14 protein-coding genes are annotated in these 17,266 nt (G+C 70.6%); 3 read left to right on the top strand and 11 right to left on the bottom strand.

Going from position 1 to position 17,266, the window contains the following annotated elements; genetic code table 11:
• Positions 1 to 10: 10 nt before the first annotated feature.
• Positions 11 to 688, top strand: a complete 678-nt coding sequence (locus tag ACIQD7_RS30225) for a TetR/AcrR family transcriptional regulator (RefSeq protein ID WP_402445736.1) — start codon at positions 11 to 13, stop codon at positions 686 to 688.
• 108 nt (positions 689 to 796) lie between these two features.
• Here the strand turns inward: ACIQD7_RS30225 and ACIQD7_RS30230 are convergent, their stop codons facing one another.
• Positions 797 to 2,284: an aldehyde dehydrogenase family protein gene (locus ACIQD7_RS30230; protein ID WP_402445737.1), complete on the bottom strand. Its 1,488-nt coding sequence runs from the start codon at positions 2,282 to 2,284 to the stop codon at positions 797 to 799.
• Positions 2,285 to 2,356: 72 nt separating this feature from the next.
• Positions 2,357 to 3,751 (bottom strand): MmgE/PrpD family protein, encoded by a 1,395-nt coding sequence (locus ACIQD7_RS30235; protein WP_402445738.1) that lies wholly within the window; start codon positions 3,749 to 3,751, stop codon positions 2,357 to 2,359.
• Between the two features lie 245 nt (positions 3,752 to 3,996).
• On the opposite strand from ACIQD7_RS30235, the gene ACIQD7_RS30240 reads away from it, so the two are divergent.
• The gene (locus ACIQD7_RS30240) at positions 3,997 to 4,869 is read left to right on the top strand and encodes a helix-turn-helix domain-containing protein (RefSeq protein WP_402445740.1); all 873 of its coding nucleotides are present in this window, start codon (positions 3,997 to 3,999) and stop codon (positions 4,867 to 4,869) included.
• 61 nt (positions 4,870 to 4,930) lie between these two features.
• On the opposite strand, the gene ACIQD7_RS30245 is transcribed toward ACIQD7_RS30240, so the two are convergent.
• Positions 4,931 to 6,988 carry a SpoIIE family protein phosphatase gene (locus ACIQD7_RS30245; RefSeq protein ID WP_402445742.1) on the bottom strand — a complete coding sequence of 686 codons (2,058 nt, stop codon included), beginning with the start codon at positions 6,986 to 6,988 and terminating at the stop codon, positions 4,931 to 4,933.
• Between the two features lie 204 nt (positions 6,989 to 7,192).
• Between ACIQD7_RS30245 and ACIQD7_RS30250 the strand changes: the two genes are divergently transcribed.
• On the top strand, positions 7,193 to 7,534 hold the full coding sequence (locus tag ACIQD7_RS30250; protein WP_062759867.1) for a hypothetical protein: 342 nt from the start codon (positions 7,193 to 7,195) through the stop codon (positions 7,532 to 7,534).
• A gap of 108 nt (positions 7,535 to 7,642) precedes the next feature.
• Here ACIQD7_RS30250 and ACIQD7_RS30255 read toward each other — a convergent pair whose 3' ends face one another.
• The 8 genes from ACIQD7_RS30255 to ACIQD7_RS30290 all read right to left on the bottom strand — a co-directional run bounded on the left by ACIQD7_RS30255 (position 7,643) and on the right by ACIQD7_RS30290 (position 17,266).
• Positions 7,643 to 8,680 carry an MBL fold metallo-hydrolase gene (locus ACIQD7_RS30255; RefSeq protein ID WP_402445743.1) on the bottom strand — a complete coding sequence of 346 codons (1,038 nt, stop codon included), beginning with the start codon at positions 8,678 to 8,680 and terminating at the stop codon, positions 7,643 to 7,645.
• A 43-nt stretch (positions 8,681 to 8,723) separates the two neighbouring features.
• On the bottom strand, positions 8,724 to 9,494 hold the full coding sequence (gene fabG / locus ACIQD7_RS30260; protein ID WP_402445745.1) for a 3-oxoacyl-ACP reductase FabG: 771 nt from the start codon (positions 9,492 to 9,494) through the stop codon (positions 8,724 to 8,726).
• A gap of 60 nt (positions 9,495 to 9,554) precedes the next feature.
• Complete coding sequence (locus ACIQD7_RS30265) at positions 9,555 to 10,010, bottom strand: MaoC family dehydratase (RefSeq protein ID WP_402445747.1); 456 nt, start codon at positions 10,008 to 10,010, stop codon at positions 9,555 to 9,557.
• A 50-nt stretch (positions 10,011 to 10,060) separates the two neighbouring features.
• On the bottom strand, positions 10,061 to 11,257 hold the full coding sequence (locus tag ACIQD7_RS30270; RefSeq protein WP_402445748.1) for an acetyl-CoA C-acetyltransferase: 1,197 nt from the start codon (positions 11,255 to 11,257) through the stop codon (positions 10,061 to 10,063).
• Between the two features lie 103 nt (positions 11,258 to 11,360).
• Complete coding sequence (locus ACIQD7_RS30275; RefSeq protein ID WP_402445749.1) at positions 11,361 to 12,902, bottom strand: sugar ABC transporter ATP-binding protein; 1,542 nt, start codon at positions 12,900 to 12,902, stop codon at positions 11,361 to 11,363.
• Complete coding sequence (locus tag ACIQD7_RS30280; protein WP_402445751.1) at positions 12,899 to 14,017, bottom strand: hypothetical protein; 1,119 nt, start codon at positions 14,015 to 14,017, stop codon at positions 12,899 to 12,901. The genes ACIQD7_RS30275 and ACIQD7_RS30280 overlap by 4 nt, the downstream gene beginning before the upstream one ends.
• On the bottom strand, positions 14,014 to 16,080 hold the full coding sequence (locus ACIQD7_RS30285) for an ABC transporter permease (RefSeq protein ID WP_402445754.1): 2,067 nt from the start codon (positions 16,078 to 16,080) through the stop codon (positions 14,014 to 14,016). The genes ACIQD7_RS30280 and ACIQD7_RS30285 overlap by 4 nt, the downstream gene beginning before the upstream one ends.
• Before the next feature lie 103 nt (positions 16,081 to 16,183).
• Positions 16,184 to 17,266, bottom strand: a complete 1,083-nt coding sequence (locus ACIQD7_RS30290) for a sugar ABC transporter substrate-binding protein (RefSeq protein ID WP_402445756.1) — start codon at positions 17,264 to 17,266, stop codon at positions 16,184 to 16,186.

Consider the following 17,266-nt stretch of genomic DNA (forward strand, 5'->3'; position numbering starts at 1 on the left):
GGAGTCAGTCATGGGATCGTCCAAGGAACAGCCTCGCGGCAGGAAGCGCGACGCGGACGCCACGCGGGCCGCGCTGCTCGACGCCGCTCGGGAGCTCTTCGGCCGCCACGGATACGCGGCGGTGACGCTGCGGGACATCGGCGAGCGCGCCGGGGTCGACGGGTCCCTCGTCGCACGGTACTTCGGTGGCAAGGCCGCGCTGTACCGGTCGGCGGTCGCCGAGGACGGCCGGGAGTCGGCGGCCTCCCCCGAGGGCGTCGCCCCGGGGGCCTACACGGCGGAAGCACTGCGCCGGGCCGACCTGCGGGGCACTCCGGGACCACTCGTCCAGGCACTCCTCTCTCAGGGCAGTGCTCCGGAGGTGCGCGCCTCCGCCGCAGAGGAGATGCGCGACCGTCTGGTGTCGCCGCTCGCCGCCCGGCTGGCGCTCGGAGGTGCGGACGACCCGGTGGCCGGGGCCGAAGTCCTGGTGGCCTGTCTGGTCGGTGTGATCTCCCTGCGGACGAGCGGCCTCTTCGACGGCCTGTCGCGGGTGGACCCGGAAGTGGTCGGCGCGGTCCTCGAATCGGCCGCGCGGGCATGGCCCGCGGTGGCCACGTACGTACCGGGGGCGGACGCCTCGACCGGCCCGGCCGCCGACGGCGCCGGTGACGGACCGAACCCGTCGGTCGATGACGGCGCCCCCTGAGGGGCTTCGGAGCGGGGCCGCCACACCGGCCGAGGGCCCGGGTGATCGGTCGAATCCGTGCGGTGCTGCCCCCTGCCCCGTACAGGCCGGCACTCGGGTCTCCGCGTACTAGTCGAGGTTGATGTACACGGCCTTCGGATACAGGAAGCTGTCCACGTGCTCCTTGGCGCCCTTCCAGCCGTAGCCGCTCATCTTGGTGCCGCCGAACCCGACGGCCGGGTCGAGGACTCCGTAGCAGTTGACCCAGATCGTGCCGGCCGTGATCCCGCGCGAGACCTTGTGCGCGGTCGACAGGTCCCGCGTCCACACGCCGCCCGCGAGTCCGTACGGCGTGTCGTTGGCGATGCGCAGGGCGTCATCCATGTCGTCGAAGGGGATCACGGAGGCCACCGGGCCGAAGATCTCCTCCTGCGCGATGGTCATGTCGTTCGTGGCTCCGGCGAAGATCGTCGGTTCGACGAAGTAACCGCCCGCGAGGTCGCCGCCGAGACGGCTGCCGCCGCCGGCCAGCCGGGCCTCGTCGCCACCCACACCGATGTAGTGCATGACGCGTTCGAGCTGGCGCTCCGAGACGAGGGGGCCGAGCTGGGTGTCCGGGTCGAGCCCGTCCCCCACCCGGATCGTCTTCGTGAACTCCCGCATGCGCTCGACGAACTCGTCGTGGACCGACCGCTGGACGAGGATGCGGGTGCCGGCGACGCAGACCTGGCCGCTGTTGGTGTAGACGCCCATCGCGGCACCGGGTACGGCCTTATCGAGGTCGGCGTCGGCGAAGACGATGTCGGGCGACTTGCCGCCGAGCTCCAGCTGCAGCCGCTTGAGGTTGCCGGCCGAGGCCTTGACGATCGCCCGCGCGGTGCCGACGGAGCCGGTGAACGCGACGCGGTCGACGTCCTCGTGCTCCGCCAGGGCCTGTCCCGCCTCGGCGCCGTACCCGGTCACGACGTTGACGACGCCGTCGGGCACACCGGCCTCGGTCAGCAGTTCTGAGACGCGAAGGACGGAGAGGGAGGCGTCCTCGGCGGGCTTGAGGACGGCCGTGCAGCCGGTGGCCAGCGCCGGGCCGAAGATCCACCAGAGGCCGATCAGCGGGCCGTTCCAGGGAATGATGCCGCCGACGACGCCGACGGGGGCCTGGTGCTTCAACGTCAGGAAGTTGCCGGGGAGCGAGTTCTGCGGTGTGGCGACGCCCGCGGAATCGCACTGCGACGCGAAGAACTGCAGGACCTGGGAGGTCCATTCGGCGAGGTTCCTCGTCCTGGCCAGGGGCGCGCCCATGTCGAGCGTCTCGATCAGGGCGAGTTCGTCGAAGTGGTCGAGGACGACGTCGTGGACCTTCAGCAGGAGCTTGCGGCGCTGGTGCGGCGTCCAGCGGCTCCACTCCCCCTCGAAGGCGCGCCGGGCGGCCTTGACGGCCCGGTCGATGTCGGTGGCGTCGCCCTGGGCGATGGTGCCGAGCGTCTTGCCCGTGGCCGGGTTGACGACGTCGATCCGCCTGCCGGAGGCGGCGTCGACCCATTCACCGCCGATCAGGAGCTTCTTGTGGCCCGTGACGAACTCCGGGATCGCCTGCGTAGCAACTGACGAGGTGGTCATGCGCGTTCTCTTCTCTGTTTCGTCCGTGAACAGAAGCGGCTCTATGGGGAGAAAGCGGGAAACGGATGGCTGTCAGACGACCAGGAGCTTGGTCAGGGTGGCGGCGGGCACGTCGTTGTCGCCCTCGGTGATCGTCCGCAGCAGTTCCTCGCTCTGCTCGGCGCCCATGACCGTCACCGTCAGGTCGCGGAACTTGGCGTCGAGGTCGGCCTGTGGCATCGGGTTCTCGGCAGTGCCGAGCGGACTCTCGACGAAGAGGCTCTCCGTGGAACCGTCGCGGTAGGTGACGGTGATGTTCCCGACCCACTTCCCTGCGTACCTCGCGTCGAGCTCGGGCTTGGGCGTGATGTGGATCCGGCGGGCCAGCTCCGCCACCTCTTCACCCGAGGAGAGGTCGAGCTCGCCGTCCAGGTAGGCGCGGTGGGTGAGGTAGCCGTTGCCGCGGCCGAGGAGGGACAGGGCGAACTGGAACGGCAGGCTGTACTGGAGGTTCTCGATGGTCTGCGGTGCGTAGGCGTTGACGTTGCGGGTCCCGACGATGACGTTGCCGCCGGTCTGGATGTCCAGTTCGACACTCTCGATGAGCTCGACGCGGTCCGAGAACCGCTGTGCGCCGTCGATGTACGCGTGGTTGATCCCGCAGCAGCAGTAGGGCTTGATCCAGACGCGCTCGATCTCGAACGGGGCGTCCGGGGAGAAGGCGTCCGCGGCGTCCGCGGCGACCTCGCGCCCGACGAAGGTCCGGTAGAACCCCTTGGAGCCGGTGAGGAAGGCGAGCGGGCCGGTGATGCCGGCCTCGGCCATCTCGGCCGCGCGGATCCCGTTCCGGGTACCGATTCCCGCGTGCACGCGCTTCACGGAACCGCCCGAGGAGGTGTACTCGGTGGTGCCCGAGCAGTGGCTCGTCGCGATGGCGAGGGCGTGGACGGTGCGCTCCAGGTCGAAGCCTCGCATCTTCGCGACCACCGCGGCGGCACCGAGGTTCGACAGGACCGCGTGCGGGTGGAAGCCCCGCTCCAGGAGCTCCGGCGCGGCCAGGACGCCGATCCGGGTGTAGATCTCGTATCCCGCGACGATTCCGAGCAGCACGTCCCGCATCGTGGCGCCGAGTTCCTCGCCGACCGCGAGGGCGGTCGAGACCACGCAACTGCCCGGATGGCTGGAACTGGCACGGTGGGCGTCGTCGTACTCGAACCCGTGGCCGAAGGTGGCATTGACGAAGGCCGCGTCCGCCGCGCTCATCATGTCGCCGGTGAGGACCACACGTGATCCTCCCGGCACGTGACGGCTCCGCGTCAGATCGAGTACGGCACGACTCCAAGGCAGGCCCGCACAGCCGATCTGCACCGCCAACTGGTCCTGCAACAGCCGCCGCGCGCCCCGTACCACCTCGGGCGGGAGTGAGTCGTGGTCCAGCTCCACCACCAACCGGGCGGCGGCTGTTTCGACTGGGAGGGTGGTCTGCACGTCGTGCGCCTCGCTTCCGGCGAAAGCATCCTCAAGAAGGATGCTTAATATATTTTATACTGTGAGCTTTGACCAGACCTCTGCTCAGCGCGCTCAGGGCTCCGGACGGGGGCCATGACCCGCGCTCACGACCCTCACACACCACCAGGAAACTGAAAAGGGGCGGTAAACAGCCCCGGACAACACTGTCCTAGGACACCACCGGCCCCCTCACAAATTACTCCTGGCCTGTAAGACTGACAGGTATGGATCGAAATGCGCACAGCAGTGAACTAGGCGCTTTCCTCAAAGCTCGCCGCATGGAGCTCAGCCCGTCGGAGGTCGGGCTGCCGGACATGGGGGGCCGACGCCGGGTGAAGGGTCTGCGCCGGGAGGAAGTGGCGCTGCTGGCCTCCATCAGCACCGACTACTACACCCGGCTCGAGCAGGGACGCCGGACGGCATCGCCGCAGGTCCTGGACAGCATCGCCCGGGTCCTCCGGCTCGACCGGGACCAGCGCGAGTACATGCTCGAACTGGCGGGCAAGGACGCCGCCCGGCCTCGGCGGCAGGCCGTGCAGAAGGTCCACCCCCAACTGCGGCGACTGCTCGACGACCTGGCGACCGTGCCCGCCGTCGTCCTGGGCCGCCGTATGGACATTCTGGCGTGGAACTCTCTGGCCGCCGCCCTGGTCACGGATTTCTCGAAGATTCCGGAGAAGCAGCGCAATTACGTGCGTCTGGTATTCACGGACCCCGCCGTACGGGCGCTGTACCCGGACTGGGAAAACGTCGCCCACACCGGCGTGTCCCAGCTCCGCATGGAGGCGGCACGCGACCCGCAGGACCAGCGGCTCGCCGCCCTCGTGGGCGAGCTGTCCGTGCGCGACGAGCACTTCCGTCAGTGGTGGGGCGCCCACCACGTCGCCGTGCGCGGCATGGGCACCAAGGTGTTCCGCCACCCCGTGGCCGGCGATCTCACCCTCGACTGGGACACGCTGACCTGCGCCACCGACCCGGACCAGTCCCTCGTCACCTGGACGGCGGAACCGGGCAGCCCTTCCCACGACGGTCTGCGCTTCCTCGCCTCCTGGGCCGCCGAAGCGGACACGACGGCAGGGGCCGAGACCGCGAGCTGATCCACCGAGGTCTTCGATCGGTCTCGGCAGTGGCACCGCCGCCCCCACGACGGCCCGGCGTTCACAGGAGGTCCGCAAGGTCGAACTCCACGAGGCCGAGCTCCTCGGGCACGAGGGACTGTTCGGCCCAGATGGTCTTGCCGTGTCGGCCGTGACGGCTCCCCCACCGGCTGGTGAGCTGGGCCACCAGGAACAGGCCGCGCCCACCCTCGTCGCTCCAGCGGGCCCGGCGCAGGCGCGGCTGGGTGTTGCTGGGGTCGGTGACCTCGCAGACGAGCGAGGTCTCCCGGATGAGCCGCAGACCGACGGGGCCGCCCGCGTACCGCACGGCGTTGGTGACGAGTTCGCTGACGATCAGTTCCGTGTTGAAGACCAGGTCCTCCAGCCCCCATGCCACCAGTTGTTCGGCGACGACCCGTCGGGCGGTGGACACGATGGTCGGGTCGGCCGGGAAGTCCCAGCTCGCCGTGTGGTCCTCGGGAACGGCACGGGCCCGGGCCAGGAGCAGGGCGACGTCGTCGCGTGGAGGCTCGTCGCCGAGGCCGCCGAGGACCGCGCGTCCGGTCTCCTCCAAGGGGCGGTCGGGGGCGTACGAGGACGACAGTCTCTCCTTAAGCCAGTGCGTCCCGCCGTCGGCGTCACCGGCCCGGTGCTCGACCAGGCCGTCGGTGTACAGGGCCAGGACGCTGCCCGGCTCCACATCGACGACGACCGTCTCGAACGGCAGTCCGCCGACGCCGAGGGGCGGCCCGGGGCTGATGTCGACCGCCTCGGCGACGCCACCGGGAGTGATGAGGAAGGGCGGCGGATGGCCGGCACTGGCCAGGGCGCAGCGCCGGGCCACGGGGTTGTACACGGCGTACAGACAGGTGGCTACGAACGGGCTCACCGGGTCGGCGCGGCTGCTGAACTGCTGGACCAGGTCGTCCAGGTGGGTGAGGAGTTCGGTCGGGTCGAGTTCCAGGTCGGCGAGCGTGCGGACGGCCGTGCGCAGCCGGCCCATGGTGGCGGTGGCGTACAGGCCGTGTCCGGCCACGTCACCGACGACGAGGGCGACCCGGAAGGAGGGCAGGGGGATGACGTCGTACCAGTCGGCGCCGATGCCGGCTCCGCTGCCGGTGGGCAGGTAAAGTCCCGCAGTCTCGGCGGCGGGCGCGTCGGTCGTGGGCTCCGGTAGCAGGCGCTGCTGGAGCGCGAGGACCGACCGGCGCTCCCTGGTGTAGCGGCGGGCGTTGTCCACGCCCAGAGCGGCCCGGGACACGATCTCGGTGAGCAGGTCCGCGTCCCCCTCGTCGTACGGTTCCCGCTGTTCCGTGCGCCAGACGGCCACGGTGCCGAGCACCAGCCCGCGGGCGAAGAGCGGCGCCCACATGGCCGTGTGCATGTGCTCGGGAAGGTGCTGTGACGGGTCCTCGAAGAGGGCCCTCACCTTCGCCGGGTCGAAGACGGCGGCCCGCCCGTGCTGCACGTCCCGCAGCTCGCCCGTGGAGACCATGGGAGGAATGCGCTGGCCGGGCTGTACGAGGTGGGTCGGCCAGGTGCCGGTGGCCGAGGCCACGGCCGTACGGCGCAGACGCAGGTCCCCTCCGCCGTGGGTCTCCGGCGGCTCGTCCCCGTCGAGCACGCCGTCGGCGAGTTCGACGCTCGCCAGGTCCCCCAGAGCGGGGACGAGGACGTCGGCCAGGTCCTGGGCGGTGCGCGCCGCGTCGAGGGAGCCGCCGATGCGCACGGCGGCCTCGTGCAGCAGATCCCGGTCCCGGTGGGCCCGGAGCCGGCGCTCCTCCTCCACGCGGTCCTCGTCGTCGGCGTGCGCGGGTACGAGGAGCAGGAGAACTTCGCCGGACGGTTCCAGCCGTAGCACACGAAGGTTCACCTCGACCGGTGGCCCGGTGCGGTGCAGCAGTCTCTGCTGGCCCTCTGCGAGGAAGCCGGTGAAGCGCTCCCGGGCCCCGTCGTCGGCGAGGAGGGCTGCGAAGGAGCGGCCGCAGACCTCCTCGGCGGCCCGGTCCAGCAGATCGGCGGCGGCCTTGGACCAGCGCAGGACGATGCCGCGGTCGTCGAGGACAGCGGCCGCGAAGGGAGACGTCGCTGCCGCGTCGGCGGCGGTGCACCCGACCATTTCGCTCCTCAGGCTCGACGGCCCTGCCTGTCCTCACGGTACGTCCGCCGAGCCGGTCCGCGCGCTTTCGGGAGGTGCGCCCCGCGCGTCGCCGAACCTCGCCGAGCACAGCGAAAGCTCTTGTCATTTTTTATATGATGCATGATTATCGATCTCGGTGCAGATCACACCACCTCGTTGCGTTCTGAGCAGGAAGGCCCGAGCATGCCCGAGAAGACCCCGAAGGAGCTGGCCGAGAGCTGGCTCCGCGCCCTGTCCGACGTCGATCTCTTCTACGAGTTCTGTGCGCCCGACTGCAGGGTGTGGCACAGCTCCGACGACAAGTGGATGAGCCTGAAGGGAGCCATCGACGCGGTGCACAGCCGGGGCGGCCTCCCGCCGTTCCGGAACTCGCGGTACACGCTGACGGACAAGGGCTTCATCGTGCAGACGTCGACCACCCTCGACGGCACGAACGTGCACATCATCCAGGTGGCCACCGTGGAGGGCGGCCAGGTCGTTTCGGCCGAGGAGTACATCGGTCCCGAAATGAACATAGCCGTCTGACACCTCCCGCGACGCGCGGAAGTCCCGGACCGCCCGGCACGATGACCGGCGGTCCGGGACTTCCTTCCGTTCCGCGGCTTGCTCGTCGACGCGGACGACGGCGCGCCGTCACCGCATGCGCGTGTACCGGTTCACTCCCCCGACCGAGGACACCGCGACCCGGCCCCGGAGGGCCAGGACGTCCAGGTGGGCGACCGTCTCGTTCACCGCGAGCATCTGGTTGAGCGGGCTGAGCGCGCTGAACGCGAGTTCCCGGCGGGTCCACACGAGGCCGCGGGCCACCGAGAAGGCGTCACGCGTGTCGTCCCCGACGACGGCCAGCGTCCTGGCCAGCCGGTCGTCGTGGTGCGCGACCAGCTCGGCGACCCGGGTGTGCGTGCTCTCGCCCACGGGTCCGTGCGCCGGCAGCAGCCGGGTGTCCGCGTAGTCGGTCATCAGCCGCAGGGACTCCAGGTACGAGGCCAGCGGCCTGCCCCCGGGATCGGAGGCCTCGAAGCCGATGGACGGCGTGATCCGCGGCAGCACGTGGTCGCCGGAGAACATCAGCCGGCGCCGCTCGTCCAGGAAGACGACGTGGCCCCGGGTGTGGCCGGGGGTCGGGATGACCCGGAGCGCGTGCGGGCCGAAGCGCAGCGTCTCCGCCCCCAGCCACCGGTCCGGGGCCTCCCAGTGGCCGGGCTCGTACAGGTCGGGGTAGGTGACTTGTACGAGTTCGGCCAGCTCCTCGGCCCCCGCCCGCCGCAGGGTCCTCAGGGCCGACCCGAGTCCGCCCCGCATCTCGTTGAGCAGCTCCAGGCCCCGACGTTCCCCCGCTCCGAGGTAGACGCGCGCGCCCAGCAGCCGGCGCAGTTCCACCGCCTGCGTGTAGTGGTCGCGGTGGACGTGGGTCACCAGGATGTGGCCGATGTCGGAGAGGTCCCGCCCGATGACGGCCAGGGCTTCTTCGAGCTTCTTGCGCGCCTCCGGAATGGCCCACCCGCCGTCGATCATGACGAGCCGACCGTCCTCGGCCAGCCCTTCGAGGAGGTAGACGTTCACGGCGTGCAGACCGTCGTTGGGCAGCGGCAGAGGCACTCGGTGCACTCCAGGCTGAACCGTCTGCACACCGGATTCCGCCCAGGCGCCCTGGTCGAACCGTGCTGTCATGTCTTTCCTTTGCTGGTGGTGCGTGTCGCCGGAGCCGGGTCGCTCAGCCGCGCGGACCGCCGGCGACGTACAGGACCTGTCCTGTCACGAAGCCCGCGCCCTCGCTCGCGAAGAAGGAGACGGCGTGGGCGATGTCGTCGGGCTCGCCGACACGCGGTACGGGGGTGACGGCGGCACGCTGGGCCTTGAACTCCTCGAAGGGCACGCCGAGCCGCTCGGCGGTGGCCGCGGTCATCTCGGTGACGATGAAGCCCGGGGCGACGGCGTTGGCGGTGATGCCGAACTTGCCCAGCTCGATGGCGAGGGTCTTGGTGAAGCCCTGCAGGCCGGCCTTGGCGGCGGAGTAGTTCACCTGGCCGCGGTTGCCGAGCGCGGAGACGGACGACAGGTTGACGACGCGCCCCCAGCCGGCCTTGGTCATGTGGGCCTGGGCGGCGCGGGTCATCAGGAACGCGCCGCGCAGGTGGACGCCGATGACGGCGTCCCATTCGGTCTCGTCCATCTTGAACAGAAGGTTGTCGCGGGTCACTCCGGCGTTGTTCACCAGGACGGCGGGCGGGCCCAGTTCGGCGGCCACGCGCGCCACCGCGGACTCGACGCGTGCGGCGTCGGCGACGTCCACGCCGACGGCCAGGGCGCGCCCTCCCTCCTTCTCCACGGCGGCGACGGTGTCGGCGCAGGCCGCCTCGTCGAGGTCGAGCACGGCGACGGCGAAGCCGTCGCGGGCCAGGCGCAGGGCGGTGGCGGCGCCGATGCCGCGGGCCGCGCCGGTGACGATGGCGACGCGCTGCTCGGTCTGGGGTGTTACGGACACGGTCGTACTCCTTGGGCGGTGATGGCGGAAGAGGTGGAACGGTGGTGGGTGGTGACGGTCTCACCCGTAGAGGCGGGTGACCGTCTCAGCGACGCAGGCCGGCTTGTCGACACCGTCGATCTCGACGGTCACCCGCGAGACGACCTGACGGCCGGCGGGCACCTCCTCGACGGAGACGAGGTCCACCGAGGCCCGGACCTTGGAGCCGACCCGTACCGGGTGCATGAAACGGACCTTGTTGAGGCCGTAGTTGACGGCCATGCCGACCCCCTCGGTCCGGTAGACCTGCTTGACCAGGACGGGGAGGAGGGACAGCGTCAGGAAGCCGTGGGCGATCGTGGTGCCGAAGGGCCCGGTGGCGGCGCGCTCGGGGTCGACGTGGATCCACTGGTGATCGCCGGTGGACTCGGCGAAGAGGTCGATCCGTTGCTGGTCAACGGTGGTCCAGTCGCCGGTGCCGATGTGCGTGCCGACGGCCTCGGCGAGCGCGTCGGGGGAAGGGAAGACCTTGGTCATCGGGTGTCCTGTCGGAACTCGGTTGTCGTGTCGATCGGGCCGGGCCGCGGTCACGCGGCGGAGAAGAGGGCCGCCATGCCCTGGCCGCCGCCGATGCACATGGTCTCCAGGGCGTAGCGTCCGTCCCGGCGGCGCAGTTCGTGGAGCATGGTGGTCATGATCCGCACGCCGGTCGCGCCGATGGGGTGGCCGAGGGAGATGCCCGAGCCGTTGACGTTGAGGCGGTCGGTGTCGTGCCAGCCCCACTCGGCGAGGACCGCGAGGACCTGGACGGCGAACGCCTCGTTGATCTCGACGAGGTCGAGGTCGTCGAAGGTCTTGCCGGTACGGGCGAGGAGCTTGGCCACGGCCGGGACCGGGCCGATGCCCATGACGGCCGGGTCACAGCCGGCCGCGGCCCAGCCCTCCAGGTAGCCGAGCGGCTCCAGGCCGAGCTCCTCCAGCTTGTCCTCGGCGACCACCAGGCACGCGGCGGCGGCGTCGTTCTGCTGGCTGGCGTTGCCCGCCGTGACGGTGCCGCCGGGCATCACGGTGCGCAGCTTGGCGAGGACCTCGACGGAGGAGTCGGGGCGGACGCCCTCGTCCCGGTCGACGATCAGGGCGTCCCCGCGCCGCTGTGGCACGCTCACCGGCACGACCTCGTCCTTGAAGAGGCCGTTGTCCCAGGCCGCGGCGGCCCGCCGGTGGCTGGCGACGGCGTACGCGTCGGCGGCTTCGCGGGTGATGCCGTACCGCTGCGCCAGGTTCTCGGCGGTCTCGACCATGCCGGAGATCTTCCCGAAGCGATGCTCGGGCTGGGACCGCTCGCGGCCGCGGTCGAGCCGGTCGTACACCTCGACGTTGCCCGAGCGGCTCCCCCAGCGCATCGAGGTGGTGTAGTGCTCGATGTTCGACATGCTCTCGACGCCGCCGGCGAGGACGACGTCACAGGCTCCGGTCTGGACCATCATGGCGGCCGTGACCAGGGCCTGGAGGCCGCCGCCGCAGCGGCGGTCGGTCTGGAGACCGGGCACCGAGAGCGGCAGTCCGGCGTGCAGGGCGGCCCAGCGGCCGATGCAGGGCGTCTCGGAGTTCGCGTAGGACTGGGCCATGGCGACGTCGTCGATCCGCTCGGGGTCGATCCTGGTCCGCTCGACGACCGCCTTGATGACGGTGGCGGCGAGGTCCTCAACCGCCACCGGCCTCAGGGCGCCTCCGAAAGATCCGACGGGTGTCCGCACCGGGCTGACAATGGCTGCGCGTCGCATGGCTGCGCCCTTCCGCTCGACAAATACTTAAAATAAAATATCTGATCTCCACTTCTCCGGACAAGGCCACCCCCTCGTACGGGAGGTGCGGGTGGGAAGGCGGTCAGTGGACGGCGGCGAACATCAGCGCTTCCTCGTCCGCCTCCGCCGGATCGAACTCGGCGGCGACGGCCCCCTGCTTCGCGACCAGGATGCGGTCCGACAGGGCTTGGATCTCCGGAAGGTACGAGGAGATGACCACGACCGCGACACCGTCGTCCGCGAGGGCCCGGATCATTGCGTGGATCTCCACGATCGTCCCGAGGTCCACACCCCGGGTGGGCTCGTCGATGATCGCCACCCGGGGTTTCCTGGTCAGCCCCTTGGCGAGGACGACCTTCTGCTGGTTGCCTCCGCTGAGTTCGACCAGCTTCGCGCGCTCGGGCCGCAGTGTCCGCACCTGGAACCGCTCGACGAAGCGCCGCGCCACCGAAGCCCGCTCCCCCGGCCTCAGGAGGAACGGCAGCCGCCGGGCCCCGCAGACGTGTCCGAGGTGGATGTTCTCGGCGATCGTGAAGTGACTGAAGAAGCCCGAGGCCTTGCGGTCCTCCGTGATGTGGACGATCCCGGCCCGGCGTGCGTGGCGCGGGGTGCGGAATCGCACCTCCCGGCCGTCGAGTCGGATCTTCCCTCCCCGCAGCCGGCGCCGCTTGGCGATCCCGCTGATGATCATCGCGGTCTCGCTGCGGCCCGCGCCCACGAGCCCGTAGATGCCGACAATCTCTCCGGCACGGGCGGTGAACGACATGGACCGCACGGCGGGGAGCAGTGTCAGGTCCTCCACCTCCAGGACCGGAACGGGGTCGGCCGCGCGGCCCGGCGGTACGCGCCCGTACTCGACGTCACGTCCCACCATCATCCGTACGACCTCGTCGCGGTCGAACTGCGCCCTGGCGAGCGTGCCCCGGACCTCGCCGTCCCGGAGCACCGTGATGCGGTCCGCCTCCGCGAGGGCCTCGTCGAGCATGTGGGTGATGAAGACGACGCCGATGCCGTCGCGCTTGAGCTGCCGCATCGACAGGAACAGCTGAAGGCGCTCCTCGGGAGTGACGGAGGAGGTCGGCTCGTCGAGGATGACGAGCTTGGCCCTGCGGTGCACCGCGCGGGCGATCTCCACCATCTGCTTCTGTGCGATGCCGAGGGACCCCGCGGGGACCTCCGGGCGGATGTGGAAGTTGTGGGACTCGAGCAGTTCGCGGGCGGCGGTGTTGAGGTGCGAGAGGTTGTTGAAGGCCTTCTCCCGCCCCAGGAAGAGGTTCTGCGCGACGGTCATCGACTCGACGAGCGAACCCTCCTGGTACACCATCTCGATTCCGGCGGCCGTGGACTCCTTCGGTGCCGAGAACACCCGTTCCCGGCCGTCGACGACGAGCGTCCCGCTGTCGTGTTTGACGGCCCCCGCGACCACCTTGACGAGGGTGGACTTGCCGGCGCCGTTCTCGCCGAGCAGGGCGTGGACCTCTCCGGGCCGGACGTCGAAGTCGATCGAGCGGAGCGCGTACGTGCCGCTGTAGCGCTTGCTGACGCCGCTCAGCCGGATCACCGGTTCGGGGACGGGGACACCCTCCGGCGCCCCGGCGCCCTCCTCATACACGGACGTCGTCACGGTGTCACCGTCCTTTCCTCTCCTACGTGCTGCGGCTGAAGCAGGTTGCGGTACCCCCGGGCGGCGACGACCAGGCGGCCGCCGCGCGCGGCCACTCCCGTCACCCCGTGGCGTAGGCCGTCGGCGCGGGAGTGCGCGCTCTCCGCGACGCGTCCCGAGTCGTCCAGGCGGAAGACGAGGCCGTACGAGCGAGGCGGTGCCCAGGGTTTGATCACTCCGAGCACCCGCAACTGCCCCATCTGGAGGGTGTCGGTGTACGGGGTGGTACAGCGCAGACGCGGGACGAACCAGTCCTCCGGGGACAGACTCTCCATCATCTCCGCAGACAACTCCGGTTCGTCGAGGAGGAGTTCGGTGAAGCGGTTACGGGCGTACGGGGCGGCCACCCAGCATCCGTCGTCCGTGGCCGTCAGTCGCCCCGGGTACACGGGCAGATTGCGGATGACCGAAGCACCGGGGCCGTCGAGAGCGGCCGTCCGGCGGCGTTCGATCCGGTGGTCGAGGCTGAGGGAGACCAGGACCTCGGTGGTGGAGACGGCCTCGACGCCGGAGGGCCAGGGCAGACCCTCGGCCTCGACCCGGGCGGCACCGCCGTGGATCCGGACGATGCGACCGGATCTGTCGTCGCTCACCAGCGCGCGGGCCCAGCCGGCGGCGGACTCGCGCAGGGACCCCACGGTCACGAGGAGCGAACCGTCGGGCAGGCTCGTCGCGTCGGTGACGCAGGAGGTGACGAGGGGGTCCGTGCAGTACGGCTCCGTGGCGCCGGTCACGTGGACGGTCACCAGGCCCACGCCCTCGACCGCCGCGACCACTCCTTCCTCTCTCCCGGCACCGTACGGCAGCAGCGTTCCGATCTCACCGTCGAGCACGGCCACGGGGCGGGCGGGCCCGTCGGCGCGCAACTCGAAGAGCGTGTCCCCGCTGGAGAAGAACAGGGCGCCCGACGCGGTCAGCACCACGTCGTCGGGTTCGTGTCCCTCCTCCGGAAGAAGCTCACGGGCCTCGTCGAGCCTCCGGTTGGGACGGAGGCCCGCCTCCATGGGCGGGACGGTGCGGTGGCGCGCTCCGCCGGGGTTGATCCACTCGCCGATCACCGACAGGGCTCGTCTCATCGGTGCACCTCCGGGGCGACGGCGGCCTTCGTACCGGGTACGGCAGCGGGATCGATGGGGCCGATCTCCTCGGGACGGAGCGCGAGCCGGCCCACGCGGTTGTTGCTGACGCCGCAGAGGTAGAGGTGCCCGTCGTGTTCCTTCACCGCGGTCACCATGGGGTGGTTCGCGAGGGTGGAGTCCCACAGGACGTCGAGGATCTCGCCCTCGTCGCTGAACTTCATGACGCAGGAGACGTTGAGCTGGGGCACGACCCAGCTGTCCAACGGTACTTCCCGGGTCATGCGGCGCCGGACGGCCGGATAGCGCGTGAGGAGGTCCGACATCGGCGTGCGCATGGAGACGAACGGCAGCCAGTAGTTCCCGTCGGAGGAGCGGTTGATGTTGTCGGGGTGTCCCGGAAGGTTCTCGAGGACCGGTTCCATCCGTCCCTGCTTGGGTCCTGAGGTCCAGAGCCGGTCGACCCGGCAGAGACCGGTGCTGGCGACGAGGATCGACATGCCGTCGTGGGAGGTGCAGACGCCGTTGGGGAAGACGTGGTTCGAGATCACGACCTCGGTGCTGCCGTCCGGGTCGATGCGGACGACCCGGCCGTTGGCCCGGGACTCGACGAGTTCCACCATGTACTCGGCGGCGTTGGTGCGGGTCGAGAAGTCCGAGACGTAGACGGCTCCGTCCGCGGTGACGTCGAGGTCGTCGACGGCGCGGAGGCCGGAGTCGTCGAGCAGGGAGAACGGGCTGCGCCGCACCTTGTTGGCGAGGAGCTCGGTGTCGCCGTCGGCGTGGACGCGGTAGACGCCCATGCCGCCGACGGCGACGAGCAGTCGGCCCTCACGGTCCCACGCGTGGCCGAGCGGCATGCCGCCGGTCCTGCTGAAGACCTCCCCCTCGGTGTCCTCCGGGCCGGAGAAGCGCCAGATCCAGCCTCGCCGGTCACCGCAGTACATCCGCCCCTCACGGTCCACCGCGCAGTCCTCCGCTCCTTCGATCCTGCCGAGGCCGATGGGGGTCGCGCCGGTCGTCCGGTCGTTGACCGTCCACACCGTGCCGGGTTCCGTCACGTCGGCGAGCGGGCCGAGCGTGACGCGGCCGGGGTCGATCCTGAGTTTCTCGGCGGTGGTCCGCCGGTACTTGCCCCACTTCAGGTCGAGGACGGCGAAGAGCAGTAGGGCGGCCGCGAGGATCACCGTGTACTCGGAGCCCTCGGCACCCGCGGCGATGGTGCCCTGCTGGATCACCTGGACGACGACGATGCCGACGGTCGCCCGCAGCACCGAGCCGCGGCCGCCCTTGAGGCTGACGCCGCCGAGGACCACGGCGGTGAGCGCCATCAGTTCCCAGCCCTGGCCGACGTCCGGATCGGTGCGGCCGAGACGGGCCGCGGTGAGGAGCCCGGCCCCGCCGGCGAGGGCTCCGGAGAGGACGTACGTGGCGAAGACGACGTGCGTGACCGGGATGCCGTTGCGGCGGGCCGAGCGCCGGTCGGATCCGACGGCCGCGATCCACCAGCCCCAGCGGGTGCGGGTGAGCCCGACGTGGACGACGACGAGGGCGACGGCGAAGACGAACCAGCCGGTGGGGATGCCGGCCACCGCGCCCGCGCCGAGGAAGTCCCAGACGATGTCCTCCCGGGGCAGGCCCAAGGGGAGGCTGTAGGCGCTCTGGAGTGCGGCGGCGGCCCCGCCGAAGGCGACGAGGGTGACCAGGGTGGTGATGAAGGGACGCATGTTGACCCGGGCGATCAGGAACCCGTTGACGGCGCCGAGAGCCGCGCCGACGAGCACCGCTGCCGGGATCACGAGGGCCATGGGCCAGTTCCAGGCCCGCGAGGCGACCATGGCGCCCAGTGAGACCAGTCCCACGACGGAGCCGACGGACAGGTCGATGCCACCGCCCACGAGGACGAGGGTCAGACCGACGACGACGAGGCCCTTCTCGGCCACCTCGTCGAGGACGAGGGGGGCGTCCCCCGCGCCGACGGGGGTGACGATCGTGACGAGGACGCTGAGCAGGACGGCCAGGACGAGCGGGACCGCGCCCTCCGTCCACCGCTGCCCGAACAACTCGGAGAGGGTACGGGAAGGAGCGAGACGGTCGCGCCACCGGCCGCCGGTGAGGGGGAAGGCGTCGATCCCCCGGGAACGTGCCGCGAAGAGGAACACGCCGTCACCGGCCCCGGTAGCAGGCGATGGTCGTGGTGTCGGCGTTCGTCCGGTCCACGACGGTGTGCGAGACGTACGCCACGGTGTGGTTGCTGCCGGCCGGGGCGCCGCTCTGGATCAGCTGCTGCGCCGTCACGACCGCCGCCGCCCCTACGCCCTGGACGTCGTACGCGGCCGAGGCTGTGACCTTGCCGGCCCTCAGCGCGTCGCACCACTGGGCGTCGGCGGCCATCGTGTAGACGCCGATGGCCCCGGGGCGGACGACACCCCGTTCGACGGCGTCCGCGACGGCGTCCCCGACGGCGATGGCGTTGAGGTCGTAGGCCACCAGGAAGCCGCAGATGCCGTCCTTCCGCTGCTGGACGATCGAGGACGCGGCCTGCTGGGCGAGGGAGTTCTGCCACTGGGTGTGGGCGGTGGTGACGACCTCGTACCCGGCCGGGTCGAGGACGTTGTGGACGCCCCTGGACCATTGGAGCGACGCGCCGTCGTTGCCGGGGCCGTCGATGATCGCCATGCGCTTGGGACCGCCGCGCCCCGCGCAGTCCTGGACGGCGCGGCGGGTGATGTCCTCGGCGGCGTGGACCGAGTCGACCCCGATGAAGGCGTCGCCGAGCCGGCTGGAGACCATGTTGACGACGATCGTGTGGATCCCGGCCTTCTCCGCGGCTTCAATCTGCTTGGTGAGGACGCCGACGTCGGGATTGTGGAGGATGAGGACGTCGACGGCACGTCGGGAGACGAGATCGTTGATGATCTTGACCATCTTGTCGGTGTCGAAGTTGGCGTCGTACACCCGGAAGTCCGCCCCCAGGTTGCCGAAGGCCCGCTCCATGGTGCTGCCCCAGTTGAGGGTGAGGTTGTAGCCCTTGTAGAGGATGGGGACGAACGCGATGCGCTTGCCCTTCATGGCGTTGTGGGTCTTCTGGTGGGCGTCGAAGAGCTGGACGGTCCGGCCGAAGGTCTGCTTGCCGTCGCCGGCGCCTCCCCGGGCTCCGGAGGACGTGCCGCCGCCGTTCACCGTGCATCCGGCGGCGGCCATGAAGGTGGCCGCCACCGTGAGCAGGGCCGTGGTTCTTCTGTTCAT

Source organism: Streptomyces sp. NPDC093071, from assembly GCF_044754545.1.
GTDB lineage: Bacteria > Actinomycetota > Actinomycetes > Streptomycetales > Streptomycetaceae > Streptomyces.